The sequence below is a fragment of the Streptomyces sp. Inha503 genome (genome assembly GCF_047215865.1).
Taxonomy (GTDB): Bacteria; Actinomycetota; Actinomycetes; order Streptomycetales; family Streptomycetaceae; genus Streptomyces; species Streptomyces lycopersici.
In genome coordinates this window covers 1346292-1371232 of record NZ_CP178360.1, presented here as the reverse complement: position 1 = coordinate 1371232, position 24941 = coordinate 1346292, and the positions used below count along the sequence as shown (strand labels likewise).

Here is a 24941-nt window from a genome sequence, read left to right as displayed (position 1 = left end):
CCGGTGGCTAGAATCCGCCGAGCGGCTGCTGATCTTGGGGCAGTGGGCGGCCGACCACAGGAGTTCCCCCTGCCATCGCCCTGGGAGTCGACCATGGAGCACACCCCGCCCGTACGTACGGCCAGCGCACCACTCGGGCCACCGCCGCCGTTCGACCCGGAACTCACCACGGCGCTCGCGGCGATTTATGAGCTCCTGCCACCCGGCGGCTCCGGGGCCGATCCTGGTGCGACACCCCCTCAGGACGTCCCCGGCATGGAGCCGGTGACGAACGAGGCCCTGGAGCGCGACGGGGCGTTCCGGGTCGAGGAGCGGTCCGTCCCCGGCCCGGTGGGCGCGCCGGACGTCTCCCTGCTGATCTGCCACTTGGCGGACACGGCCACTCCGGTGCCCGCGCTCTACCACATCCACGGCGGTGGCATGACGGTCGGGGACAACCGCACGGGCGTGCCGGAGATGCTCGACCTCGCCCAGGAACTGCGGCTCTCCGTGGTCTCCGTCGAGTACCGCCTGGCACCCGGGACCCAGCACCCCGGACCGGTCGAGGACTGCTACGCCGGTCTGGTGTGGACGGCGGAACACGCCGCCGAGCTGGGCATCGACCCCGGGCGCCTCATCGTCGTCGGGGGCAGCGCCGGTGGCGGCCTCGCCGCCGCGGTCGCCCTGATGGCCCGGGACCGCGGTGGTCCAGCCCCGTTCGGACAACTGCTGATGTGCCCCATGCTGGACGACCGCAACGACACGCCCTCCGCCGTGCAGATGGCGGGAGTCGGGGTGTGGGACAGGGCTGCCAACGAGGCCGGGTGGACCGCGCTGCTCGGCGCCGCGCGCGGTGGTGACGACGTATCGCCCTACGCCGCACCGGCCCGGGCGACGGACCTGTCCGGTCTGCCTCCCGCGTTCATCGACGTAGGGGCCGCGGAAACCTTCCGTGACGAGGACGTCGACTACGCCGGCCGCATCTGGCGAGCCGGGGGACAGGCCGAACTGCACGTCTGGCCGGGTGCCTTCCACGGATTCTCGGGCATGGCGCCGCGGGCGGCCGTCTCGCGGGACGCGCGGGAGGCACGGCTGCGGTGGCTGCGCAGGCTTCTGGCGAACTGACGGCGGCCGCGCGGGGACGGTCGTGTGGTGATCCGCGGGCGGACCACCACACGACCGTGAGCGTCAGTGGTCAGTGGGACTCGCGGGGCACCGGATGTCCGCTGCCGCCGACCAGGAAGTCCAGGTCAAGGCCCTGGTCCGCCTGTAGCACATGCTCGGTGTAGAGCCTGCTCCAGCCCCGGTCGGCGACCGGCGTCGGGGGCTCCCAGGCAGCCCGTCGGCGCTCCAGCTCCTCCTCGTCCACGTCCAGGGTCAGCGTACGCGCCGGGACGTCCAGGGTGATCCAGTCGCCGTCGCGCACCAGCGCCAGCGGGCCACCGACGGCGGACTCGGGGGACACATGGAGCACCACGGTGCCGAAGCCGGTGCCGGACATCCGGCCGTCACAGATGCGCACCATGTCCTCGACGCCCTTGCGCAGCAACTTGGGCGGCAGCACCACATTGGACACCTCGGGCATCCCCGGGTAGCCGCGCGGGCCGCTGCCCCGGATCACCAGCACGGTGTTCTCGTCCACCGGCAGATCCTCATCCGCGTGGACGGCCAGGTAGTCCTCCGGCGTGTCGAACACCAGGGCCCGGCCCCGGTGGGTGAGCAGATGGCGCGATGCGGCGGACTGTTTGATCACCGCGCCGTTCGGCGCGAGATTGCCGCGCAGTACGGCGGTGCCGGTGCCCGCCTCCTGGAACGGGTCGTCCAGCGTCCGGATCACCTCACGGTTCCAGCACTCGGCGTCGGCGACGTTCTCCGCCACCGTACGGCCGGTCACCGTGGTCGGCTCCGGGTGCAGCAGCGCGCCCAGCTCGCGCATCACCACCGGCAGCCCACCGGCGTAGCAGAAGTCCTCCATCAGGAACCGTCCGGAGGGCTGGAGATCGACCAGTGTGGGCACCTCCCGGGCGAGCGCGTCGAAGTCGTCGAGAGCCAGCGGCACCCCCAGCCGCCCCGCTATGGCCAGCAGATGGATCACCGCGTTGGTGGAGCCGCCGATGGCCGCGTTGACCCGGATCGCGTTCTCGAACGCCTCCCGGGTCATGATCTGCGACGGCCGCAGATCCTCCTCCACCATGGCCACGATCCGCTGCCCGGCGCGCTGCGCCGTCTCGTACCGCCGCGAGTCCACCGCCGGCCAGCTCGCCGAACCGGGCAGCTGCATACCGAGTGCCTCGGCCATCGACGCCATGGTGGACGCGGTGCCCATGGTCATGCAGTGCCCGTTGGACCGGGCCATACAGCCCTCGGCGAAGAAGCACTCCTCCTGGGTCATCCGCCCGGCCGCCAGCTCGGCCTCGAACCGCCACACCTGGGTGCCGGAGCCCACGTCCCCGCCCCGGTACTTGCCGTTGAGCATCGGGCCGCCGGTGACCATGATGGCCGGCAGATCGACGCTGGAGGCGGCCATCAGCAGCCCCGGAGTGGTCTTGTCACAGCCGGACAGCAGCACCACGCCGTCCAGCGGATTGGCCCGCATCAGCTCCTCGGCCTCCATGGCCAGCAGATTGCGGTACAGCATCGCGGTGGGCCGCATCAGCGTCTCGCCCAGCGCCATCGCGGGGAACTCCAGCGGAAAGCCCCCGGCCTGCCACACCCCGCGCTTCACCGACTCCGCCACCCGCTGGAGATGGCTGTTGCAGGGCGCCAGCTCCGACCACGTCGTGGCGATGCCGATCACCGGGCGGCCGTCGAACACCTCACCGGTATAGCCCTGGTTGCGCATCCAGGACCGATAGACCATCCCGGACCGGCCCTCCGCGCCGAACCAGGCCGCGCTGCGCCGACGTCCGTGTGTTCCCGTGTCAGTCACTTCGGCACTCCACTCCCTCTGGACTCCCTCTGGCGAATGGCGAAAATCCTTGTCAGCGAAGGGTGATGACGTTTCCGGTGATGAGCGCGGCCTCGTCCGAGGCGAGGAAGACGATGGTCTTCGCGACCTCGGCCGGATCGGCGACATGGAAATGGGTGGCGCTCGCGGCGACGAACCGCCGGACCTCATCAGTGACCCACCCGGTGTCGGTCACGGGCGGCTGCACCACATTGGCCGTGATGCCGAGGCCGGCCAGCTCCGCGGCCGCCGACAGGGTGTAGTCGGTCTGTGCGGCCTTCGCCGCGCCGTAGGACACCTCTCCCGGGAAACCGAGCTCCCCTCCCGATGTCAGGCCCACGATCCGCCCCCAGCCGGCACCGCGTGCCCGGTGGCGACGGGCCAGTTCGCCGATCAGCAGCGCGGGCGCCATCGCGTCCACCGAGAACTGCCGGGACCAGGTCTCCGCGGTGACGGGGCGCAGCGGCCGGTCGAACCGGTCGGCCGGATCGGGGGTGAAGGTGTCCTGGACCCACCCCGAGGCGTTGTTGACCAGGATGTCGACCGGGCCCAGGCGGTCCTCGGCGAGGTCGAAGAGCCGCCCCGGAACCGCCGGGTCGCCGAGGTCCGCCTCAACGGCCTCGGCCCGCCCTCCGGCCCGGCGGATCTCCGCCGCGACCTCTTCACCGTCGGTGGATCGCGCGGTGTGGTACGGATCCGGGGCGGCCCCCTCGCCGCCGCCGGGTGGCGGGCACAGATAGGTGCAGAGCACCGCGGCACCGCGGGCCGCCAGCGCTCGTGCCGTCGCGGCGCCGATCCCCTGGTTCGCGCCCGTCACCAGGGCGACATGGCTGGTTGACCGTGTTTCCCGCACCCACGCAGTACAGCAAAGACGAGCGCCACGCGGAAGATCGTGTCCTCGTCGTCCTCGGCGTCTTTGGCGCGGCCGTGCTTCGGCCCGGCGCCGTCCGGCGGCTCCGCGCGGACCGTCCGTTCAGCCCCTGCGGCGGCGAGCCGTACGGCCCGGTGGGGGCGGGTGCGGTATGCATCCGGTGCGTGTGGTGTGGATCGGTTTCCGGCCTACGGTGAGGAGTGTCCGTATGAGTGGTGAGCTGTCCGGTGCCACGGCCCTGGTCACGGGCGCCACGGCGGGGATCGGCCGGGCCGTGGCCCTGCGGCTCGGGGCGCTGGGGGCCGAGGTCGTCGTCCACGGCCGGGACGCGCGCCGGGGCGCGGACGTGGTCCAGGAGGTGTCCGCGACGGGTGCCACGGCCAGGTTCGTGGCGGCGGATCTGGCCGAGGCCGACGATGTGGGGCGGCTGGCCGCCGAGGCCGGGGACGTGGACATCCTGGTCAACAACGCGGGTGTCTACCGGTTCGCGGACACCGCCGGGACCTCGTCCGAGATGTTCGACGTCCATATGGCCATCAACGCCCGCGCGCCGCTTCTGTTGGTGGGGCGGCTCGCACCGGGTATGGCCGCCAGGGGCCACGGGGCCATCGTCAACCTCAGCACCATCGCCGCCGGTGCCCCCGCCCGCAACGCCGGGGCGTACGGCGCCTCGAAGGCCGCGCTGGAACTGCTGACCCGGGTGTGGGCCGATGAGTTCGGCGGCCGGGGAGTCCGGGTCAACGCCGTCCGCTCGGGTCCGGTCCGTACCCCGGGCACCTCCGAGATGGGGGAGGAGGCCCTGCGGGCCGTGGCGCGGGCCACGGTTCTGGACCGGCCCGCGGCGCCAGAGGAGATCGCCGAGGCCGTGCTCTTCCTCGTCTCCTCCCGCGCGAGTTACATCACCGGCGCCGTCCTGGAGGCCCGGGGCGGTGAGCTTGCCCTGGGCTGACGTGCGCCGGAGCTTGGTGCTGGTGTCCCACGGATGGTGACGCCTGCGGCGGGCTGTTCCCCTCCCCGCCCCTTCCCGAGACTGGGGCTTCGCCCCAGGCCCCGTACCGGGGCTTCGCCCCAGGCCCGTACCGGGGTTCCGCCTCGGACCCCGGATGGGGGCGTCGCCCCGGGCTCTGTACCGGGGCCCCGTACGGGGGTTCCGCCCCGGGCCTGTACGGGGGTTCCGCCCCGGGCCTGTACGGGGGTTCCGCCCCGGGCCCGTACGGGGGTTCCGCCCCGGGCCCGTACGGGGGCTTCGCCCCAGGGCCCGTACCGGGGCTCCGCTCGCGGCATCGGTATGCGGCTCCGCTGCGGGGCAGGGCTTCGTCCCGGGCCTCGGGGTTCGGGGTTCGGGGTTCGGGGCGAAGCCCCTATTCGGGGTCTGGGGCAGAGCCCCAGTTTCGGGAAGGGGCGGGGAGGGGAAAGCACCCAAACGCGGCTTCGCCGCGCGGTTCGCCGGACGTTCCGTAGGACGGCCTCAGGGCGCGGCGCCGGGTCTTACGGTGGTGTGCCGGGCCACGCGATGGGCTGTTCCGTCCAGATGCACTTGCCCTCGGCGGTGTAACGGGTCCCCCAGCGCTGCGAGAGCGCGGAGATCAACTGGAGCCCCCGCCCTCCCTCGTCCGTCTCGGCGGCCCGGCGAATCCGGGGCGTGGTGGCGCTGGCGTCCGAGACCTCGCAGATCAGCGATCTGCCGCGGATCAGCCGAAGCCGGGTGGGCCCCCTGGCGTGCCGGACGACATTGGCGACGAGCTCGCTGGCCAGCAGTTCGGTGGTCACGACGAGCTCGTCGAGACCCCAAGCCTCGAGTTGTTCGCGCACATGGGCGCGGGCGAGACCGGCGGCCACCGGGTCCTCCGGCAGCGGCCACCCGGCGGTGTTCCCGGACGCCAGCCCGTGGAGCCGGGCGATCAGCAGGGCGGTGTCGTCGGCGGTCAGCCGCTTCGTGGGCAGCATGGCCCCGACCAGGAGGTCGCAGAGCCGGTCGAGCCGGTCGTGGTCCGTCCCGTGTCGGCCGCCCGCCCTGTGGCCACCGGTACGCGGACGGGGCGGAGGACATGTGAGGAGCCGCCCGTACTCGCTGGTCAGCACCTGGGTGCACTCGGCGATACCGGTGTCGATGTCGCGCGCCGCGGACTCCACGAGGCCGTCGGTGTACATCACCAGCAGACTGCCGTCGGGCAACCGCAGATCCACGGTGGAGAACGGCGGCTGCCCGGCGCCCAGCGGCGGATCGGGCGTCGGCTCCAGGCACTCCACGCTGCCGTCCGGGTGCACGATCAGCGGTGGGGGATGACCGGCGCGGGCGAGGGAGCAGTGCCCCGTGATGGGGTCGTACACCGCGTAGAGACAGGTGGCGAAGGAGTCGTCGCCCAGATCGCTGACGACCTCGTTCAGATGGGCCAGGACCTCCTCGGGGGGCAGCTCCAGGTTGGCGAGCGTGTGCACGGCGGTGCGCAGCCGCCCCATGGTGGCCGCCTCCGCCAGACCGTGGCCCATCACATCGCCGATGACGAGGGCCACCCGCTCCGCGGACAGCGGGATCACGTCGTACCAGTCGCCGCCGATGTCCGTACCGCTGCTGGCGGGCAGATAGCGCACGGCGGGGGTGAGGGCGGCCGGGGAGGGCAGGACCCGGGGCAGCAGACCGCGCTGGAGCGCCTGGGCGCGGGCGTGCTCGGTGTCGTAGAGCCGGGCCCGGGCCAGCGCCTGGGCGACCATTCCGCTGAGGGCGGTCAGCAGGGTGCGCTCGTCGGCGGAGAGGCGGCGGGGCCGGTCGAAGGAGACGGTGCAGGTGCCGATGGCGTTGCCCGAGGCGATCAGGGGAAGCACGGCCCAGGCGTTCTTCCGGGCGATGGCGGGGTTGCCGGTGAGATCCGGGAACAGCTGCTCGTACTCCTCGGTCGAGGAGATGAAGCGCGGCCGGCGCGAGCCGAGCACTTCGTTGAGCAGACGGTAGCCCCCGAACGCCGGGACCCCGTCGACCCTGCTGAGGAAGGCCCGGGGATAGCCCACGGACCCCACCACGTTCAGCCGGCCGCCCTCCAGGAACAGCATCAGCAGACCCGAGGCGCCGAACGGTGGCAGCACATGGGCGGCCATGACCTGGATGACGTCCTGGGTGGTCACCGCCTCGGCGAGCGCGTTGCCCAACTCGCTTATCCTGGCGGCCTGTTCGGCGCCGACGCGCTCGGCCTCCGCGCGCCGCGCGGCCTGGGTGCGCCGTTCGGTGACATCGGTGAGATAGGCCGTCAGCCCATCGGGGACCGAGACCAGCCGTATGTGGTACCAGCGGTCGTCGGTGGGCCACCGGATGTCGAACCCGGTCGGCCTGCCGTCGGCGGCGGCGCGCCGGCAGCGGTCCTCCAGCTCGGGGACCGTGCCCGCGGGGCCCTCCCAGAGCGGCCGCCCGAGCACCTCTCCGGCCGGGCCGACCAGGCGCTCGGCCTCGACATTGAGGAAGGTGATCCGCCAGTCCCGGTTCACCGCGAAGAACGCGTCGCTCATGTACCGCAGCGCCTGCCCCACCGACTCCCGCGCCATCCGGCTCTCGGTGGTGTCCCAGACCTTCCCGAGCATGCGGACCGGCTCGCCGTTCGCGTCGAGTTCGAGATGGGCGCGGCTCTGCACCCAGCCGGTGGTGCCGTCGGGGCGGCGGACCCGGTACTCGGCCTCGTAGCCGCTCCGCTCGCGCAGCGACTTCTCGGTGGCGGCCATCACCCGCGGCATGTCCTCGGGGTGGATGAGGTTGAGCCAGCTCTCGATCCGCCGCTGATAGCCGCCGGGGAGGCCGAGAAGTGTCAGCCCCGCCCGGTCCCAGCGCATCTCACCGGTGTGGATGCCCCATTCCCAGGAGCCGGCCTTGACCGCGTCCAGGGACTGCTGGACCACCGAGCCGCCCGGTCGCTGCTGCCACCACGGGTACTCGTCGCAGTCGCCGACCCCGATTCCCGAGCGCGAGAGGCGGCGCTCCGCCCAGCGCCCCACCGCCTCGAGGAAGGTGGCCTGCTCGGGGGTCGGCTCCCGCGGGCCGGTGAGGACGGACAGCGCGCCCACCGGCCCGTCCTGACCGGTCAGCGGAACGGACGCCACCGTGGTCGCCGCCGGAAGGCTCCCGGAGGCGGCGCGGGCGGTCTCCCGGGGGCCGGGGACCTCGCCGGCCCCGGCAGCCTCGCCGGAGGCCGCAGGCAGCCATACGAAGCGGCCGTCCCGCACGGCGCGCGCGGGGGCGAGCGGGGCCTCGTCCTGGCGGATCTCCTCCCAGCCGCCGAGGGCGGCGAGCGGCAGCCCGCTGGCGAGGACCAGCCGCAGAGTACGGCTCCCGGCCGGACCGCAGGACCAGTGCACCAGGCCCGCGAGTCCGCCCAGCTCGGAGACCGCCTGGTCCAGGGCGTGCCGCATCACCTCGCGGTCGGTGAGCGCGGTGCCGACGGCCGAGAGGAGGGAGAGCCGTTCATCGCCCCATGAGTGGGCGCGCCCCACCGCGTCTGTTCCGCGCCACTCCGCCATCCCAGAACCTCACTCACGGAATAGGGCGTTCTCGGACAAACGTAGCACTGGCATATGCCGGGCATCACTCGTTGGACGTCCGCCGTCGGATTCCCTATTTTCCCTACTGGAAAAATAGGGAATGATGAGGTCCGGCCGATGGAGGGGAGCGGGCGTGACGGTGGTGGATGCGGCGGCCGAAACACTCGACCGCGCGTGGTGGCTTCAGATCGCCGGTGAGGTGGCGGACGACCTCGCCACGGACGCGGTCGTCCGCGACCAGGCCGGCAAGACGCCGTACGGCGAGATCGCGCGGCTCCGCGAGGCGGGGCTGCTGGCGCTGCTGATCCCCGTCGAGCGCGGCGGCGGGGGTGCGGGCTGGTCGACGGCGTGCGCCGTCGTACGGAAGATCGCCGCGGCCGACGGCGCGATCGGCCAGGTGCTCGGCTGTCACTATGTGCTGTCCTTCAGCGCCCGCTTCTTCGGCGGGGCCGATCTCGCCGCCCGGGTGGAGCACGAGTCGGCGGCCGGGCAGTGGTGCTGGGGCGGCGGTCTGTCTCCGCGCGAGCCACGGCTGACGCTCACCTCCGGGAGGGACGGCCGGCTGGTGAACGGACGCCAGGGGTACGCCACCGGCGTGCTGGTCGCCGACCGGCTGGCCGTCCGCGCCACCCACGCGGACACCGGCGAACCGCTGGCCGTGCTCGTCGACACCGCCCACCCCGGTGTGGTGTGCGGCAGCGACGACGGGGACACCTTCGGGCAGCGGCTGGCGGCCGGCGGCAGTGTGGAGTTCGACGGAGTGCCGGTCGAGGAGGACGCGGTGCTCGGCCCGCTCTCCTGGGACGAGGACACCCTCTCGCCGTTCAGCGGACTGGCCGCGCCGACCGGCCGGCTGGTCTCGGCGCAGATATGTCTCGGGATCGCGCAGGGAGTGCTCGCCGAGGCCCGCGAGTACACCAGGGCGGTGCACGCGCCCTGGCCGCACACCTCCCCGCGCGATCCGTACGCGCTGACCACCTACGGGGAGCTCACCGTCGCCACCTTCTCCGCCGCCGCCCTCGCCGACCAGGCGCTGGAGGCCCTGGACGGCGGGCTGGCGCGTGGCGAGGACCTGACCGACGACGAATGCGCCGAGATCACCGTGCTCGCCGCCGCGGCCGAGGCCGCCGCCTCCCGGGCCGCCCACGACGCCACCGCCCGCGCCCTGGACGTCGTCGGCGCCCGCTCCGCCTCCTCGGCCTACGGATTCGACCGCTTCTGGCGCAACGCGCGCACCCACACCCTCTACGACCCCGTCGCCCACCGGCTCCACGAGGTCGGGGACTACTTCCTCAACGGCGAGCACCCCCCGTTCACCCTGCCCTTCTGACGGCCCGGTGCTCAAGGGGCGGATAATCAGCGCATGCGGATCTCGGCGAAGGCGGACTATGCGGTGCGGGCGGCGTTGGAACTGGCCGTGGCGGGGGAGGACACCTCGGTCAAGGCCGAGGTGATCGCCGGTGCGCAGGGCATCCCGCACAAGTTCCTCGAGGGGATCCTGGGCGATCTGCGCCGGGGCGGCCTGGTGGCCAGCCAGCGCGGCGGCAAGGGCGGCTACCGGCTGGCCCGCCCGGCGGACACCATCAGCATCGCCGAGGTGATCCGGGTGGTCGACGGCCCCCTGGTGTCGGTGCGCGGAGTGCGCCCGCCCGAGCTGTCGTACTGCGGACCCGCGGAGTCGCTGCTGCCGCTGTGGATCGCGGTACGGGCCAACGTACGCAAGATCCTCGGCGAGGTGACCCTCGCGGAGGTGGCCGCGGCCAAGCTGCCCGGCGACGTCCTGGGCCTCGCCGAGGACCCCGAGGCGTGGACCAACCCCTAGGGTCCTGGTGTCCGGCCGCCTGCGCCCGGGTCGCCCTACGAGCCGGCGTCCAGACCGTCGACCATGCGGTCGAGCAGCCGGGCGAACGTGGCGTCGGGGGTGAGCGGGCGTGCCGGGGCGGAGAGGGCCTCGGCGAGCTCCGGATGGTGTCCGTCGGCGGCCACCGCGGCGAGATAGCGGGCCTCGGCGGCGGCCCGCTCGGGTGAGGCGGAGAGCGCGGCCTGGGCGATCTCATCGGCGACGAGCCTGGCGGCGAACCCCGTGATCAGGCTGAACACCTCCAGCTTCGCGCCGCCGTCCAGCGCGGTGGGCCGCAGGGCGGCGAGCGCGTGTTCCAGGAAGGCCAGGGTGTTGGGGCCGAGGGACCAGCGGCGGTCGAACAGCGCGGTGGGGAGCCAGGGGTGGCGGAGCATCAGGGCCCGCTGGGCGTGGGCGATGGCCTTCAGATCGGCACGCCAGTCGCCGGTCAGCGGGTCCGGCGGTGACAGCTCGCCGCTCACGTGGTCGACCATCAGCTGAAGCAGCGTCTCCTTGTCGGGGGCGTAGCTGTAGAGCGACATGACCCCGGCGCCGACCTCCGAGGCCACCCGCCGCATGGTGACCGCGTCGATTCCCTCCGCGTCCGCGAGGGCGACCGCCGCGGTGGTGATCGCCCCCCGGCTGAAGGCGGGTTTGCGCCCCTTGCGGGGGCGGTCGGAGTTCAGCCACAGCTGCTGGGGGTCGACGCCTCCGGCGTCCGACCCGTCACCGCGCACCACGACCTGATCGCTCCTTCCCCGCCCTGCGGCTCGCCCCCGCGTGGCGGCTCGCCCCCGTATGGCGACTTGCGGAATCCATCCAAGCACCTACTATTCTCGTACGCGGTACGGGATTAGGGGAGGGGAACGCGGATGACGTCACACACGCGCGATGGAGTGTCCGGGGCCGCGGACGGTGGGGCCGGGGCCACCTGGATCGCGCCCCCGGGCAAGCCGCCGCTGTCCGCACGGATGATGAGGGCGACCTGGCGCGGCCTTCCGGCCAAGCGGTACGAGGCCGGATGGGAGCCGGGCCTCGAGGTCCCGGCCGCCGACGGCAGCCTCCTCCGTACGGACCACTACTTCCCGCGCGCGGACGGCGACTTCCCCACCGTGCTGGTGCGCTCGCCCTACGGCAGGGGTGTGCCCTGGTCACCCATGTACGGCATGCTCTTCGCCGAGCAGGGCTTCCATGTCGTGCTCCAGAGCTGCCGTGGCACCGGCGGCTCGGGCGGCGAGTTCCACTTCTGGCGCAACGAGGCGGCCGACGGCCTGGCCACCGTGGGCTGGCTGCGGGACCAGCCCTGGTTCAACGGGGCGCTGGGCACCCTCGGCCCGAGCTACCTCGGCTATGCGCAGTGGGCGCTCGCCCTGGACCCGCCGCCGGAGCTGCGGGCGATGGTGGTGCAGGTCGGCCTGTCCGACCCGCACGCCCTGTTCCACCGCGACGGCGCCCTGCAACTGGAGAACGCGCTGCTCGTCGGCTCCGGTATGACCTCCCAGCACCGGGGGTTCGGCCCCTTCCTCCGGGCCACGCTGCGGCTGCGGCGCCACCTCGCGGAGATGACCCGGGCGCTGCCGCTGCGCGGCAGTCACGTCCGCGGGCTCGGGGGTGAAGTGCCCTGGCTGGACGAGGTGATGTCACACCCGGACGCCGACGACCCGTTCTGGGAGGGCGCCTCCACGGGTGGCGCCGCGGCCGGCTCGTCCGTCCCCACCTGTCTGATCAGCGGGTGGCATGACGTGCTGGTGGACCAGACCTTCGAGCAATACGGCCGGTTGCGCGGGGCGGGCTGTGACACCTCCCTGCTCGTCGGCCCCTGGACCCACGCCTCCGCGCTCCAGAAGGGCTGGCCGGAGGTCTTCGCCGAAAGCCTCGCCTGGCTGCGCGCGCATCTGTGCGACGACCCCTCGGGGCTGCGCCCGGCCAGGGTGCGGGTGCACATCGGCGGCCAGGGGCGCTGGCGGGACCTCGCCGAGTGGCCGCCGTCCCCGGCCGTCGGCCAGTGGTTCCCGGCGGGGGACGGGCGGCTCATCCGGCAGCCGTCCGAGGACTCCGTCCCGCTCGCCGCCTTCCGCTACGATCCGGCCGACCCCACCCCGTCCATCGGCGGGCCACTGCTCTCGGCCACCGCGGGGAGCCGTGACAACGGCGACCTCGAGGGGCGCAACGATGTGTTGACGTTCACCAGTGAGCCGGTGAACGAGCCCATGGACGTCCTCGGCCCGGTGGCCGCACGGCTGCGGATCTCCACGGACACCGGCTACGCCGATGTCTTCGCCCGGCTCTGCGACGTCGACGAAAAGGGCCGCTCCGTCAATGTGTGCGACGGGCTGGTGCGGCTGCCCACCACGTCGGCGCACCCCCTGGAGGTCACCGTGCCGATGAGCTCCACCGCCCACCGCTTCGCGCCCGGCCACCGGATCCGGCTCCAGATCAGCGGTGGCGCCCACCCGCGCTTCGCCCGCAACACCGGAAGCGGCGAGCCGACGCTCGACGCGACCACCCTCACTCCCGTGCGCATCACCGTGCACGGGGGCTCGGCGCTTGAGCTGCCTCAGGTCCGCGCCGAACGGTGAAACGGTCGCTGGCGCGCGGGGGGCGTCAGCGGCCGTCTCATCCGTCCACCACATAGCCGAGGGCCTTGTCGACCACATTGCGCAGGGGGCGGCCCTCGCGGTGTCGGAGCAGATTGTCGAGGAAGAGTTCGCCCAGGTCGGCGCGCCAGTCCGTGACCTCGCCCGCGGTATGCGGGGAGACGATGACACCCGGCATCTCCCACAGGGGCGATTCCACCGGCAGCGGCTCATGGGTGAAGACATCCAGCGCCGCCCCGGCCAGCCTGCCCTGGGCCAGGGCGTCCACGAGGGCCCGCTCGTCGACCAGCGGGCCACGTCCGACGTTGACCAGCCGGGCGCCCCGCTTCATCGCCGCCAGTACGGGCGCGTCGACCATGCCGCGGGTGGCGGGGGTGAGCGGGGCGGCCAGGACCACGTAGTCCGCCTCGCCCAGCGCCTCGCGCAGGCCCGCCGGGCCGTGCACCACGCCGAAGTCCGGGTCGGCGGTCCGCGGTGTGCGGCCCGCGCCACTGACCCGCATGCCGACCGCGCGCAGCAGCCGGGCGACGGCCCGCCCGATGGAGCCGGTGCCCCAGACCAGGACCGTACGGTTGCCGATGCGCTCGCTGTCCGAGGGGCGCCACTCCCGGCGGCGCTGGTGCTCCCAGGTGCCGGGGAAGTCCTTGGCGAGGGAGAGGACCAGCCCCAGGACGTACTCGGCGATGGGCCGGTCGTAGACGCCCCGCGCGTTGGTGAGCACCACCTCGGGGTTGCCGGTCAGCGCGGGGAAGAGGAACGGCTCCACCCCCGCCGCGGCCACATGCACCCAGCGCGGTGCCTCCGCCGGGTCGTCCGGCCAGGCGCCGGCCACCGCGGAGGTCAGCGGCCACCACGCGAGCAGGGCGTCCGCGCCGGGGAGGAACAGCGGCAACTCCTCCTCGGTGGCGTACACCGTCTCGGCGAGGGACTCGATCCGCGCCCGGTTGGGCGGCAGATGGTCCCGGTAGAGGACGACCAGCCGGTCAGCCACGTCCGGCTCCCACGGAGTCGGCCACGGCGGTGACATCGGTCATGACGGGGCTCCCACGGGCGCGACGGGTACGGGCGGACGCCTCAAGCGTGGCCGAGACCACGGCAGTGGACAACGGACAGAGTGTCCACCCGATGACGAGGGACGGAACACGGTGGACGTTGACGGTGGCCGACGGCTGAACCAGGGTGATGGCCAGCCGGAACGCGGCCACCGGTCGCTCCGGAGCCACCCCGCCGTGCGTGTCCACCGAATGCTTGATCCACGATGCCCGCCACCGCCCGCCACCGCCCCGGCATCGGCCCGCGCCGCAGCGCCCCTCCTCGTCCCCAGGAGATGCAAGCATGTCCCTTCCCAGAACCTCCCGCGATCCCTCCCGAGAGCCCATCGAGGGCTCCGCCGCCACCCTGGACAACGCCCCCGTCACCGCTTTCCACCGCAGAATGGTCGCCGTCGCCATGGGCGGTCCGTTCTGCGACGGATATCTGCTCGGCATCATGGGGGTGGCGCTCAGCCTGATCACCCCGGCCCTGGACCTGGACACGATGTGGACCGGGCTGGTGGCGGCGTCCGTCCTCGTCGGCGTCTTCCTCGGCGGTGTGGTGTTCGGCCCGATCACCGACCGGGTGGGCCGCCATCTGATGTATGTGCTCAACCTGGTCGCGTTCGTGATCGGCTCCGCGCTTCAGTTCTTCGTCACCGAGGCGTGGCAGCTGGTGGTGGTGCGGCTGTTCATCGGCATCGCGATCGGCGCCGACTACCCGATCGCCTCCGCCCTCACCACCGAACTGGTGCCCCGCCGGATGCGCGGCCCCGCCCTGTCCGGGCTGGTCCTGGCCTGGTGGGTGGGGTACGGGGTCAGCTTCTGGGCCGGCTGGCTGCTGCTGGGCACCGGCGACGACGCCTGGCGCTGGATGCTCGCCTCCGGCGCGGTCCCCGCCGCGCTCTTCCTGCTGCTGCGGGCGGGCGTGCCCGAGTCGCCGCGCTGGCTGGCGTCCCGGGGCCGGGTGGAGGAGGCCAGGGAGGTCGTACGCCGCCACCTCGGCCAGGAGGTCAGCGCCGAGGAACTGCTCGCGGAGGTCCGCCAGGACCGGCGCGGCGGCTCCGGGCTCGGCAACCTCGTCGAGATGTTCCGCCGTGGCTATGGGATCCCCGCGCTGTTCTGCTCGTTGTTCTGGATCTGTCAGGTGGCGCCGGCCTTCGCGGTGCGGTCCTTCCAGCCGCAGATGCTGGAGTCCTTCGGGGTGACCGGCACCTTCGGCGCCAGCGCGCTGATCACCACGATCGCGGTCGCGGGAACGGGTCTGGGGCTGGTCGTCGTCAACCGCATCGGCAGGCGTCCGCTGCTCATCGGCAGCTTCCTGTGCGTCAACGTCTCCCTGATCGCGCTCACCGTGCTGCCACTGCACTACGCGGCCCTGGTGGTGGCCCTCTTCGCCGCCTTCCAGTTCTTCGAGGCCGCGGGCAGCGGACTCCAGTTCGTCTACCCCAGCGAGCTGTTCCCCACCGATCTGAGGGCCACCGGCGTCGGCGTCGCCACCGCCATGAGCCGGGTGGGCTCCGCCTCCAGCACCTTCCTGCTCCCGATGGCCACCGCCGACCTCGGGGTCCGCGGCACCCTCGCCATCGGGGTGGCCATCACGCTCATCGGTCTGGTGGTGTCCGTCGTCCTCGCCCCCGAGACCAAGAACCTCGGCCTGGCCGAAGCCAGCAGCCGCGCCTGACGCCCCGTCAAATATCGTTCACCGGAAAGGACTCGCCCATGCGCAAGCTGGTCTCCTTCGACTGCTACCGCACGCTCATCAACTTCGACACCCGCACCGCCACCCACGAGATCGTCAAGGACCGGCTCGCCGAGCTCGGCGTGGACCCCGATCAGTTCCACCACGACGCGTATGTGATGCGCTTCCAGGGCGTCCTGGACGAGTACCTGCCCTACCGGGAAGTCGTCCGCCGCACCCTGCGCAACGTCATGACGCTGCACGGCCTGGAGTACCGGGACGAGGACGGCGAGGCGCTGATCGAGGCCATCAAGAAGTTCACCCCGTTCCGCGAGGTCCCCGAGGCGCTGCGCCGCCTCAAGGGCGAGTACGACATCGCGATCCTCTCCAACAGCGAGGACGACCTGATCGCTTACGCCGTCGAGGCGCTGGGCGTGGACTTCGACCATGTGCTCACCGCCGAGCAGGCCGGTGCCTACAAGCCGCTGCCGCGGGCGTTCGAGTACCTCATGACGGCCACCGGCCGTGGCCCCGAGGACATCATCCACACCGCCCAGGGCTGGGAGTACGACATCATGCCGACCAAGCGGTACCCGGGCATGCGGCGGATCTGGGTGAACCGCTACGGCTTCCCCGGCTCGTCGGCCTTCCAGCCGTACGAGGAGATCAAGGACCTGTCCGAGCTGCCCCCGCTGCTCGGCGTCTGACCCTGCCCGGTCCCACCGCCACCCACCCCACCGCTCTTCGCCGCGAAGGGAATCCATGACCGCCACCACGGCCGGCCGTCCGGCACCGGTCAACGGCCGCGTCGCCCACTGGTTCGCCGAACTCCCCACCCCCCGCCCGGCGTTGCCCGGCGACCGAGACGCGGATGTGTGCGTCGTCGGCGCCGGACTGACCGGGCTGTGGACCGCGTACTACCTCAAACACGCCGACCCCGGTCTCCGGATCACCGTCCTGGAGGCCGAGTTCGCCGGATTCGGCGCCTCGGGCCGCAACGGCGGCTGGGCCTCCGGGCTGATCCCCGGCGCCCGCGACCGGATGGCCGGGGCCTACGGCAGGCCCGCGGTCCTGGACTGGCAGCGGGCCATGAACGAGGCGGTGGACGAGGTGATCGACGTGGCCGCCCGCGAGGGCATCGACGCGGGCATCGTCAAGGGCGGCACCCTGCGCGTCGCCCGCAGCCCCGCCCAGGCCACCCGGCTGCGCCACAAGGTCGAACAGGACCATGAGTGGGGGGTGGCCGACTCGGTGCTGCTCACCCCCGCCGAATCCGCGGCGCGCATCCGTATCGACGGGGTCACCGCCGCCGCCTTCACCCCGCACTGCGCCCGGCTCCAGCCGGCCACCCTGGTCCGCGGCCTCGCCGACACCGTCGAACGGCTCGGTGTCACCATCCATGAGAAGTCCCCGGTCACCGCCATCGAACCGGGCCGTGCGATCACCGCGCACGGCACCGTACGGGCCCCCGTCGTGCTCCGGGCCACCGAGGGGTTCACCGCGTCCCTCAAGGGGCTGCGGCGCGCCTGGCTGCCCATGAACAGCTCCATGATCGTCACCGAACCGCTGCCCGCCCGGATCTGGCGGGAGATCGGCTGGGAGGGCCGGGAGACCCTAGGGGACACCGCCCACGGCCATATGTACGCCCAGCGCACCGCCGACGACCGGATCGCGATCGGCGGGCGCGGGGTGCCCTACCGCTTCGGCTCGCGCACCGACCACGAGGGGCGGGTCGGCGAGCGCACGATCGGTCAGCTCACCCGGACCCTGGAGCGGATGCTGCCGCAGACGGCCGGGGCCCGGGTGGACCACGCCTGGTGCGGAGTGCTGGCCGTGCCCCGCGACTGGTCCGCCACCGTCGGCCTGGACCGGGCCACCGGGCTCGGCTGGGCCGGTGGCTACGTCGGCCACGGAGTCACCTCCACCAACCTGGCCGCCCGCACCCTCACCGATCTGGTCCTGGCCCGCGACACCCGGCTCACCCGGCTGCCGTGGACCGGCCACGCCCCGGGCACCTGGGAGCCCGAGCCGTTCCGCTGGCTGGGGGTGCGCGGCCTGTATACCGCCTACCGCCTCGCCGACCGCCATGAGGCGGGCGGACGTGTCCGTACCTCACCCATCGCCACCATCGCCGACCTCATCGCACGCCGCCCGTGAGGCCGGGTGGCGCCGCGTCCGGGCCCGGTCGGACGGGCCTGGGCGCGGCGGCCCGGCTCTGCGATGATGAGCGGTATCCGGAGGGAGTCCGTCCAGATGCCGTTGCTCACGGTTGCCGACGTCCTGCGCCTTCCCGTCATCGTCGCGGGACTTCCGCGTGTGATGGCCGGTGAGGAGCAGCTGGCACGTGCGGTCCGCTGGGTGCACGTCACCGAGCTGCTCGACCCCGCCTCGTTCCTCGAAGGCGGTGAGCTCGTACTGACCACGGGCATGCCCCAGCCCAATGACCCCAGCCGGCTGCGCGGCTATGTGGACCAGCTGGCCGACATCGGCGCCGCGGGGCTCGTGGTGGAGCTCGGCCGCCGCTACCAGCAGGCGCCACCGGACCTGGTGGCCGCCTGCCGCGCCCGGGACCTGCCGCTGATCGTCCTGTCCCGTGGCATCCGCTTCATCGAGGTGACCCAGAACGTCCACGCGCTGATCCTCGACGCACAGGGCGAGCTGCTGCGCCGCTCCCAGCAGGTGCATGAGATCTTCACCGGGCTGACGCTGCGCAACGCCGAACCGAAGGAGCTGGTGCGCGCCGCCGCCGATCTGATGGGCCGCCCGGTGGTCCTGGAGAACCTGCTGCACCACGCGGTGTTCTCCTGTACGGCGGGCGGCACGGCCGGTCAGATCCTGGAGGCGTGGCAACGCCGCTCCCGCGCCACGCCCACCCCCGACACCACGCAGGCCAGCGGACCGGAGGGCTGGCTGGTGGCCCCCGTCGAACACAACGGCCGACGCTGGGGGCGGCTGGTGGCGGTGCCGAACGCGGCCGCCCCCGCGGCCGACCCGGAACACACCATGATCCTGGGCCGGGCGGCCACCGCCCTCACCCTCGCCCGGCTGACCGGACACACCCAGTGGGACCGCCAGGCCCACACCTGCGCCCTGCTGGAGCTGCTGCGCTGGAGCTACCGCGGCCGCACCGAGGCACGCATCCGCGTCGAGGCCCTCGGCATACCGGTCGTCGGCCACCGTCTCATCGCCCTCGCCATCGGCCACCACGGCGCCACCGCCGACGAGACGGGCCTGGACGACCGGCTCGCCGACGCCCTGCGAGGCTCCGGCACCCGGGCCCTGGTGGGGCGGCTCTCCCCGGACCGGACCGGGGTGCTGCTCGCCCTGGCCCGGGCCAGCGCCTGGCAGCCGGTGGTGGAGCGGGTCAGCCGGCTCGCCGAGGAGACACTGGGCGCGCCGGCGGTGGTGGCGGTCGGCCCGGGGGTGACCGAGATCGACCAGGTGGCGAGGGCGTTCCGGGATGCCGAGGAGGTCGTGGACGCCATCGGCCCCACCACCCCGCACCGGCCGTTCCACGTGCCCTCCGACGTCGGGCTGCCCGAGCTGTTGTACGCGCTCCGCGACGACGTCCGTGTGCAGAGGTATGTCGAGCACCAGCTGGGCAGGCTGATCGAGTACGACGAGCGCCACGCGGGCGATCTGCTGACCACGCTGCGCCACTACCTCGCCGCGGGCAACAAGTCCATCGCCGCCAAACAGATCGGCCTGTCCCGCCAGGCGTTCTACCAGCGGCTGCACACCATCGAACGGCTCCTCGGCCGCGACCTGGAGTCCGGTGTGCAGCGCACCCAGCTCCATGTCGCCATCACCGCCCTGGACACGCTGACGGCGTCCGGCGCGGCAGGATGGGGCGCATGACATCCGAGACCGGCTATCTGCTGGACAACCGGCAGCGCGAGGCCGGCCGCCGTTTCGACGCGCTGGCCGAGCTCTTCGACCCCTGGACCCTGGACCACCTCGACCAGCTCGGCCTGGCCGCCGGATGGCGCTGCTGGGAGGTGGGAGCGGGCGGGCCCTCGGTGCCCACCGCCCTCGCCGAGCGGGTCGGGCCCAGCGGGCGGGTGCTGGTGACCGACATCGACACCTCCTGGCTGACGCAGCTGTCCGGACCGGCCACCGGACCGGCCACCGGATCGGCCACCGGACCGGTCGAGGTGCGGCGCCATGACGTGGCCCGCGACGAACCGCCGGGCGGTGACTTCGACCTCGTCCACGTCCGGCTGGTGCTGGTGCATCTGCCCGACCGGGCCGAGGCGCTGCGGCGGATGGCCGGGGCCGTGCGGCCGGGCGGATGGCTGGTCGTGGAGGACGCCGACCCGGCGCTCCAGCCCCTGGCCTGCCCCGATGAGCGCGGCCCTGCCGAGGAGCTGGCCAACCGGATCCGCCGCGGATTCCGCGCGCTGCTCGCCGGGCGCGGTGTGGACCTCGCCTTCGGCCGCACCCTGCCCGCCTTGCTCCGCGGCGCGGGCCTGCACGACGTACGCGCCGAGGGCTGCTTCCCGCTGACCTCCCCGGCCTGCCGGGAGCTGGAGGCGGCCACCGTGCGTCAGCTGCGCGGGCAACTGGTGGCGGGCGGCCTGGCCACCGAGCAGGAGATCGAGCGCCATCTGGACCATCTGCGCGGCGAGGGCATGGATGTCACCACCGCCCCGCTCATCACCTGCTGGGGCCGCCGCCCGCACTGAGCGCCGAACGCCCCGAGAGCCACACTCAGCCCCGCAGAGCCACACTCAGCCCGGGAATCCACGCTCAGTCGAGCAGACCGAGTTGGCTCGCCGCCCGGATCGCCAGCCAGACCTCGGCGAACGCGCCCGTGGTGGACAGATCGCGGCCGGTCAGCTCATGGAAGCGGCGCAGCCGGTAGGCGAGCGTATTGGGGTGCACATGGAGCGCCGCGGCCGCCTCGTCCGTACGGCGGTCGCGCTCCATCCAGGTGCGCACCGACGTCAGCAGCCGTGAGCCGTGGCCGGTGTCATAGCGCAGCGCCTCGCCCAGCACATGCTCGACCAGATCGGTGAGCGCGGCCGGGTCGTCGGGCAGCCAGCGGCCGGTGACATCGTCGCCGTACCGCACGAGGGCGCGGCCGGAGGCGACGGCGTGGGACGCCGCCCACAGCGCCTCGCGCTGGGCGATCCGCAGCGGGGAGCCGGGGCTGAACGGGCGGCTCATCCCGGCGGCCACTCCCGGCAGGGACTCGACCGCCTCGCCCAGCTCGGGCGAGCCGAGCAGATAGCGGTCCTCGCCGCGCTTGAGCAGCAGACACGGCTGATCCTCCAGCGCCCGCAGTACGGCATCCTCGGTGACGCCCCTGACCACCGCCAGCACCGTCTCGCCCTCGATGGAGTGGCGCAGCAGATGGCGGCGCGCCACCGCGGGTTCGAGGGCGCCCTGGAGCAGCTCGGCGAGGATCTCCGCGCCCTCGCGGCGCAGCGTCTCCCGCTCGGTGCGGACCATGGCGAGCTGGAGGGCGGCCACCGTGGCGATGTGCTGCACCACGGCGAGCCCCGCCGGGCGCGCGCCCTCCCGTTCGAAGGCGATGAGGAAGCCCGCCGGGCCACCGGGGGAGGGGACCGGGAGGGCGAAGCCACCGGGGATGGTCGGCGGGGCGTCCGCCGAGCCGGGGATCACCGACGCGTCGGGCGCGGGCACACCGGGCAGCAGTGGCCGGCCCTGGGTGGTGCACAGATAGATGTCGTAGCCGGACAGCTTCTCCAGCCGGCCGAACAACGTCGCGGTGTCCAGGTTCTCCGAGGTCAGCCAGCGCAGCGCGCCGAACACCTGGAGCTGGGCGCCCAGCCGGTGGCGGGCGTCCTCCTGGACGGCGGCGGCCACCTCCTGCGCCACCGCCATGAACGGCACGGCCAGCGGAATCTCCAGGACCGGTATCCCCCGCTCCTCGGCGGCGTCGAAGAACGCGCGGCGCAGCGGGGGCATCCGCAGCTGGGCGGAGACCGCCAGGGCTGCCACCCCGGCGTCGTCCAGCCGCTCCAGATAGGCGCGCTGCCCGGCCGCCGAGCGGGGCATCGCTATCCCCGTCGTCATGATCATCTCGGAGCCGAGCAGCCAGGGCGTGGGGTCGTCCAGCTCGCTCACATGCGCCCAGGACACCGAGCGGTGCAGCCCCGCGCCACCCGCGATCAAACGCAGCTGAAGGGCCGGATACGACAGCAGATCGTCGACCGTCACACCCTGCTCTTTGTTGTTCACCACAAATTGAGCCTAACTCTTTGTGTCAGCAACGATTGTCCCGCGGTTCCCCCGCTGTGCAGACTCGCTCGACCGGACCCCACCGGCGCACGTCAAGAAGGGACCGCAACACCATGACCGAACCCCGAGGGCCCGTCGACTCCTCCCGGGTCCCGCGCTTCGCCGGCCCGGCCACCTTCGCCAGGCTGCCCCGCCTCGACGAGGTCGCGGGGGCCGACGTGGCGGTGGTGGGCGTCCCGTTCGACGGCGGTGTCTCCTACCGCCCCGGCGCCCGCTTCGGGCCCGCCGCGGTCCGCGAGGCCAGCCGGCTGCTGCGCCCCTACCACCCGGGCCTGGACGTGTCCCCGTTCGCCACCCAGCAGGTGGCCGACGCCGGTGACATCGCCGTCAACCCCTTCGACATCGGGGAGGCCATCGAGACCATCCAGGACGCCGCGGGCAGCCTCCAGACCGAGGGAACCCGGCTGGTCACCATCGGCGGCGACCACACCATCGCGCTTCCGCTGCTGCGCGCCGCCGCGACGAGGCACGGCCCGGTCGCGGTGCTCCACTTCGACGCCCACCTGGACACCTGGGACACCTACTTCGGCGCCGAGCACACCCACGGCACCCCGTTCCGCCGGGCCGTGGAGGAGGGCATCGTCGACACCTCCGCCCTCTCGCACGTCGGCACCCGCGGCCCGCTCTACGGCAAGCAGGACCTCACCGAGGACGAGAAGCTGGGCTTCGGCATCGTCACCTCCGCCGATGTCTATCGGCGCGGCGCCGACGAGGTGGCCGACCAACTGCGCCAGCGCATCGGCGACCGGCCGCTCTACATCTCCATCGACATCGACTGCCTCGACCCGGCCCACGCCCCCGGCACCGGCACCCCCGAGGCGGGCGGCCTGACCTCCCGCGAGCTCCTGGAGATTCTGCGCGGCCTGGCCGGATGCCGCCTGGTCGGCGCGGATGTGGTGGAGGTGGCGCCCGCCTACGACCACGCCGAGATCACCTCGGTAGCGGCCTCCCACGTCGCCTACGACCTGATCAGCCTGCTGGCACTCCAAGGGAAGCGGGAGCAGACGGATGAGTGAATCCCCGGCACTGACCGAGGTCGAGGCTTACGGGGTCGAGCGCATCCCCGACGCGGACCGCAGCGCGACCCCCTTCGACCTGTTCCGCGTCGCGTTCGGCGGCGCCAACACCTTCGCCACCTGTGTGCTCGGCGCCTTTCCGATCCTCTTCGGGCTCTCCTTCTGGCAGGGCCTGGCGGCAACGTTGCTCGGCGTGGTGGGCGGCTCCCTGATCCTCGCCCCGCTCGCGGTGTTCGGCCCGTGCAACGGCACCAACAACGCGGTCTCCTCCTCGGCACACCTGGGAGTGCACGGGCGGATCGTCGGCTCGTTCCTGTCGCTGCTCACCGCCATCGCGTTCTTCTCCATCTCGGTGTGGTCCAGCGGTGACGCGCTGGTCGGCGGCGCCCACCGGCTGATGGGTGTGGAGCAGAACGACGGGATGTTCGCCCTCGCCTACGGCGTCTTCGGGGCGCTGGTGCTGACGGTGTGCGTGTACGGCTTCCGGTTCATGCTCTTCGTCAACAAGATCGCGGTGGTGGCGGCCTCGACGCTGTTCGTCCTCGGCTTCTTCGCCTTCGTGGGGGACTTCGACCCCGGCTACCAGGGGGTGTTCCCCTCGGTGTCCACGGCCGGGTTCTGGCCCGCGTTCATCGGCTCGGCGCTGATCGTGCTGTCCAACCCGGTGTCCTTCGGCGCCTTCCTCGGCGACTGGGCGCGCTACATCCCCGCCGACACCTCGCGCCGCAAGGTCGTCACGGCGGCGTTCGCCTCGCAGATCGCCACCATCCTGCCGTTCTTCTTCGGCCTGGCCACCGCCTCGATCATCGCCAAGAAGGCCGCGCCGTACATGGACGCGGGGGCGCCGAACTACGTCGGCGGACTGCTGGCCATCTCGCCCGGCTGGTACTTCCTGCCGGTGTGCCTGCTCGCGCTCATCGGCGGCTTGTCCACCGGCACCACCTCGCTCTACGGCACCGGCCTGGACTTCTCCAGCGTGTTCACCCGGTTCAGCCGGGTGCAGGCCACGCTGTTCGTCGGGGTGCTCTCGATCGGGTTCATCTTCCTGGGCCGGTTCGCCGCCAATCTGTCCCAGTCCATCTCGACCTTCGCCACGCTGATCATCACCTGTACCGCCCCCTGGATGATCATCATGGTGCTCGGCTATGTGACCCGGCGCGGCTGGTACGACCCCGATTCGCTCCAGGTGTTCAACCGGCGCCAGCGTGGCGGCCGCTACTGGTTCCACCACGGCTGGAACTGGCGTGGCATGGGCGCCTGGCTGACCGCGGCGGTGCTCGCCCTCCTCTTCGTCAACGTCCCCGGCCAGTTCGTCGGGCCGCTCGGCGATCTGGCCGGCGGCGCGGACATCTCGCTGCTGGTGGGACTCGCCACCGCCTCGCTCCTCTATCTGGCGCTGCTGTGGCTCTTCCCCGAGCCGCGCGAGGTGTACGGGCCCGAGGGGCCGCGACTGGTCCGGGCCTCGGACGCGCCCGTACCGCCGATCACCACGGAGGCCGGCGCGCCCGTGCCCGCCGTGGCGGAAGGGGCGTGAGGACGCGGTGCGCCTCATCGACCTCTCCGTGCCCGTGGTCACGGGCATGCCGGTCTACCCCGGCGATCCGCGGGTGGCCATCGCCCCCGCGCTGAGCGTCGCCGCCAACGGGGTGAACGTGCTGCACCTGGACATGGGGTCGCAGTCCGGCACCCATGTCGACGCCCCGTTCCACATCGACGACGCGCTGCCCACCCTCGACCGGCTGCCCCTGGAGCGCTTCTGGGGCCCGGCGGTGGTGGTGGACGCCCGTGGCGCGGAGCCGCGGACACCGCTCGGGCCGTCCCTGTTCGAGGGCCGGTTGCGGGCCGGGGCCATCGTGCTGGTGGCCACCGGCTGGTCGCGGCACTGGGGGCACGACGACTACCTCGCCCATCCGTATCTGACCCCGGAGGCCGCCGGACTCCTGGTGGACGCAGGGATCCGCACCGTCGGCATCGACGCGCTGAGCGTCGACGCCACCCCCGCCGACGACCTCCCCGCCCACCGGATCCTGTGCGGCGCCCACGCCGTCATCGCCGAGAACCTCACCGGTCTCGACCCCCTGCTCGACGCCCAGACGGCGGGAGAGCCCATCGAGGTCTCCCTGCTGCCGCTGCGGCTCCCCGCCGCCGACGGCGCCCCGGTGCGGGCCGTGGCCCGCGTCGGCTGAACCAC

At 72.8% G+C, this 24941-nt stretch carries 20 protein-coding genes; 13 read left to right on the top strand and 7 right to left on the bottom strand.

The window, feature by feature from the left end; genetic code table 11:
- The first annotated feature begins 93 nt into the window (after positions 1–93).
- Positions 94–1104 (top strand): alpha/beta hydrolase fold domain-containing protein, encoded by a 1011-nt coding sequence (locus ACJX2R_RS05720; RefSeq protein ID WP_413099082.1) that lies wholly within the window; start codon positions 94–96, stop codon positions 1102–1104.
- Positions 1105–1174: 70 nt separating this feature from the next.
- Here the strand turns inward: ACJX2R_RS05720 and ACJX2R_RS05715 are convergent, their stop codons facing one another.
- Together ACJX2R_RS05715 and ACJX2R_RS05710 are read right to left on the bottom strand one after the other, a co-directional pair.
- On the bottom strand, positions 1175–2908 hold the full coding sequence (locus tag ACJX2R_RS05715; RefSeq protein WP_413099081.1) for an IlvD/Edd family dehydratase: 1734 nt from the start codon (positions 2906–2908) through the stop codon (positions 1175–1177).
- Between the two features lie 52 nt (positions 2909–2960).
- Entirely contained in the window at positions 2961–3779 is an 819-nt protein-coding gene (locus tag ACJX2R_RS05710; RefSeq protein ID WP_413099080.1) for an SDR family oxidoreductase, read from the bottom strand.
- A gap of 226 nt (positions 3780–4005) precedes the next feature.
- On the opposite strand from ACJX2R_RS05710, the gene ACJX2R_RS05705 reads away from it, so the two are divergent.
- Positions 4006–4746 carry an SDR family NAD(P)-dependent oxidoreductase gene (locus ACJX2R_RS05705; RefSeq protein WP_413099079.1) on the top strand — a complete coding sequence of 247 codons (741 nt, stop codon included), beginning with the start codon at positions 4006–4008 and terminating at the stop codon, positions 4744–4746.
- A gap of 539 nt (positions 4747–5285) precedes the next feature.
- On the opposite strand, the gene ACJX2R_RS05700 is transcribed toward ACJX2R_RS05705, so the two are convergent.
- A complete protein-coding gene (locus ACJX2R_RS05700) occupies positions 5286–8297 on the bottom strand; it encodes a SpoIIE family protein phosphatase (RefSeq protein WP_413099078.1) in 3012 nt (1003 codons plus the stop codon).
- A gap of 154 nt (positions 8298–8451) precedes the next feature.
- Between ACJX2R_RS05700 and ACJX2R_RS05695 the strand changes: the two genes are divergently transcribed.
- Positions 8452–9648 carry an acyl-CoA dehydrogenase family protein gene (locus ACJX2R_RS05695; RefSeq protein ID WP_413099077.1) on the top strand — a complete coding sequence of 399 codons (1197 nt, stop codon included), beginning with the start codon at positions 8452–8454 and terminating at the stop codon, positions 9646–9648.
- Between the two features lie 33 nt (positions 9649–9681).
- Positions 9682–10140 carry an RrF2 family transcriptional regulator gene (locus ACJX2R_RS05690; protein WP_086880265.1) on the top strand — a complete coding sequence of 153 codons (459 nt, stop codon included), beginning with the start codon at positions 9682–9684 and terminating at the stop codon, positions 10138–10140.
- A 35-nt stretch (positions 10141–10175) separates the two neighbouring features.
- On the opposite strand, the gene ACJX2R_RS05685 is transcribed toward ACJX2R_RS05690, so the two are convergent.
- A complete protein-coding gene (locus ACJX2R_RS05685; protein ID WP_413099076.1) occupies positions 10176–10898 on the bottom strand; it encodes a TetR/AcrR family transcriptional regulator in 723 nt (240 codons plus the stop codon).
- A 234-nt stretch (positions 10899–11132) separates the two neighbouring features.
- Between ACJX2R_RS05685 and ACJX2R_RS05680 the strand changes: the two genes are divergently transcribed.
- Positions 11133–12737: a CocE/NonD family hydrolase gene (locus tag ACJX2R_RS05680; RefSeq protein ID WP_413105776.1), complete on the top strand. Its 1605-nt coding sequence runs from the start codon at positions 11133–11135 to the stop codon at positions 12735–12737.
- Positions 12738–12774: 37 nt separating this feature from the next.
- On the opposite strand, the gene ACJX2R_RS05675 is transcribed toward ACJX2R_RS05680, so the two are convergent.
- On the bottom strand, positions 12775–13746 hold the full coding sequence (locus ACJX2R_RS05675) for a D-2-hydroxyacid dehydrogenase (protein WP_413099075.1): 972 nt from the start codon (positions 13744–13746) through the stop codon (positions 12775–12777).
- Positions 13739–13996, bottom strand: a complete 258-nt coding sequence (locus ACJX2R_RS05670; RefSeq protein WP_413099074.1) for a hypothetical protein — start codon at positions 13994–13996, stop codon at positions 13739–13741. Before ACJX2R_RS05670 ends, ACJX2R_RS05675 begins: the two co-directional genes overlap by 8 nt.
- Positions 13997–14090: 94 nt before the next feature.
- On the opposite strand from ACJX2R_RS05670, the gene ACJX2R_RS05665 reads away from it, so the two are divergent.
- From ACJX2R_RS05665 to ACJX2R_RS05645, 5 genes are all read left to right on the top strand, one after another.
- Positions 14091–15470, top strand: coding sequence for an MFS transporter (locus ACJX2R_RS05665; protein ID WP_413099073.1), 1380 nt, complete (start codon positions 14091–14093; stop codon positions 15468–15470).
- Between the two features lie 38 nt (positions 15471–15508).
- Positions 15509–16174, top strand: coding sequence for an HAD-IA family hydrolase (locus ACJX2R_RS05660; protein WP_262701041.1), 666 nt, complete (start codon positions 15509–15511; stop codon positions 16172–16174).
- Positions 16175–16229: 55 nt separating this feature from the next.
- Positions 16230–17624: an NAD(P)/FAD-dependent oxidoreductase gene (locus ACJX2R_RS05655; protein WP_413099072.1), complete on the top strand. Its 1395-nt coding sequence runs from the start codon at positions 16230–16232 to the stop codon at positions 17622–17624.
- Positions 17625–17720: 96 nt separating this feature from the next.
- Entirely contained in the window at positions 17721–19325 is a 1605-nt protein-coding gene (locus tag ACJX2R_RS05650; protein WP_413099071.1) for a PucR family transcriptional regulator, read from the top strand.
- Positions 19322–20152, top strand: coding sequence for a methyltransferase domain-containing protein (locus ACJX2R_RS05645; protein WP_413099070.1), 831 nt, complete (start codon positions 19322–19324; stop codon positions 20150–20152). Before ACJX2R_RS05650 ends, ACJX2R_RS05645 begins: the two co-directional genes overlap by 4 nt.
- A gap of 64 nt (positions 20153–20216) precedes the next feature.
- Here ACJX2R_RS05645 and ACJX2R_RS05640 read toward each other — a convergent pair whose 3' ends face one another.
- Entirely contained in the window at positions 20217–21677 is a 1461-nt protein-coding gene (locus ACJX2R_RS05640; protein ID WP_413099069.1) for a PucR family transcriptional regulator, read from the bottom strand.
- Positions 21678–21787: 110 nt separating this feature from the next.
- On the opposite strand from ACJX2R_RS05640, the gene speB reads away from it, so the two are divergent.
- The 3 genes from speB to ACJX2R_RS05625 are packed head-to-tail and all read left to right on the top strand — an operon-like array spanning position 21788 to position 24936.
- On the top strand, positions 21788–22750 hold the full coding sequence (gene speB, locus ACJX2R_RS05635; RefSeq protein WP_262701036.1) for an agmatinase: 963 nt from the start codon (positions 21788–21790) through the stop codon (positions 22748–22750).
- Complete coding sequence (locus ACJX2R_RS05630) at positions 22743–24284, top strand: purine-cytosine permease family protein (protein WP_413099068.1); 1542 nt, start codon at positions 22743–22745, stop codon at positions 24282–24284. Before speB ends, ACJX2R_RS05630 begins: the two co-directional genes overlap by 8 nt.
- Before the next feature lie 7 nt (positions 24285–24291).
- Positions 24292–24936, top strand: coding sequence for a cyclase family protein (locus ACJX2R_RS05625; RefSeq protein ID WP_413099067.1), 645 nt, complete (start codon positions 24292–24294; stop codon positions 24934–24936).
- The last annotated feature ends 5 nt before the right edge of the window (positions 24937–24941 follow it).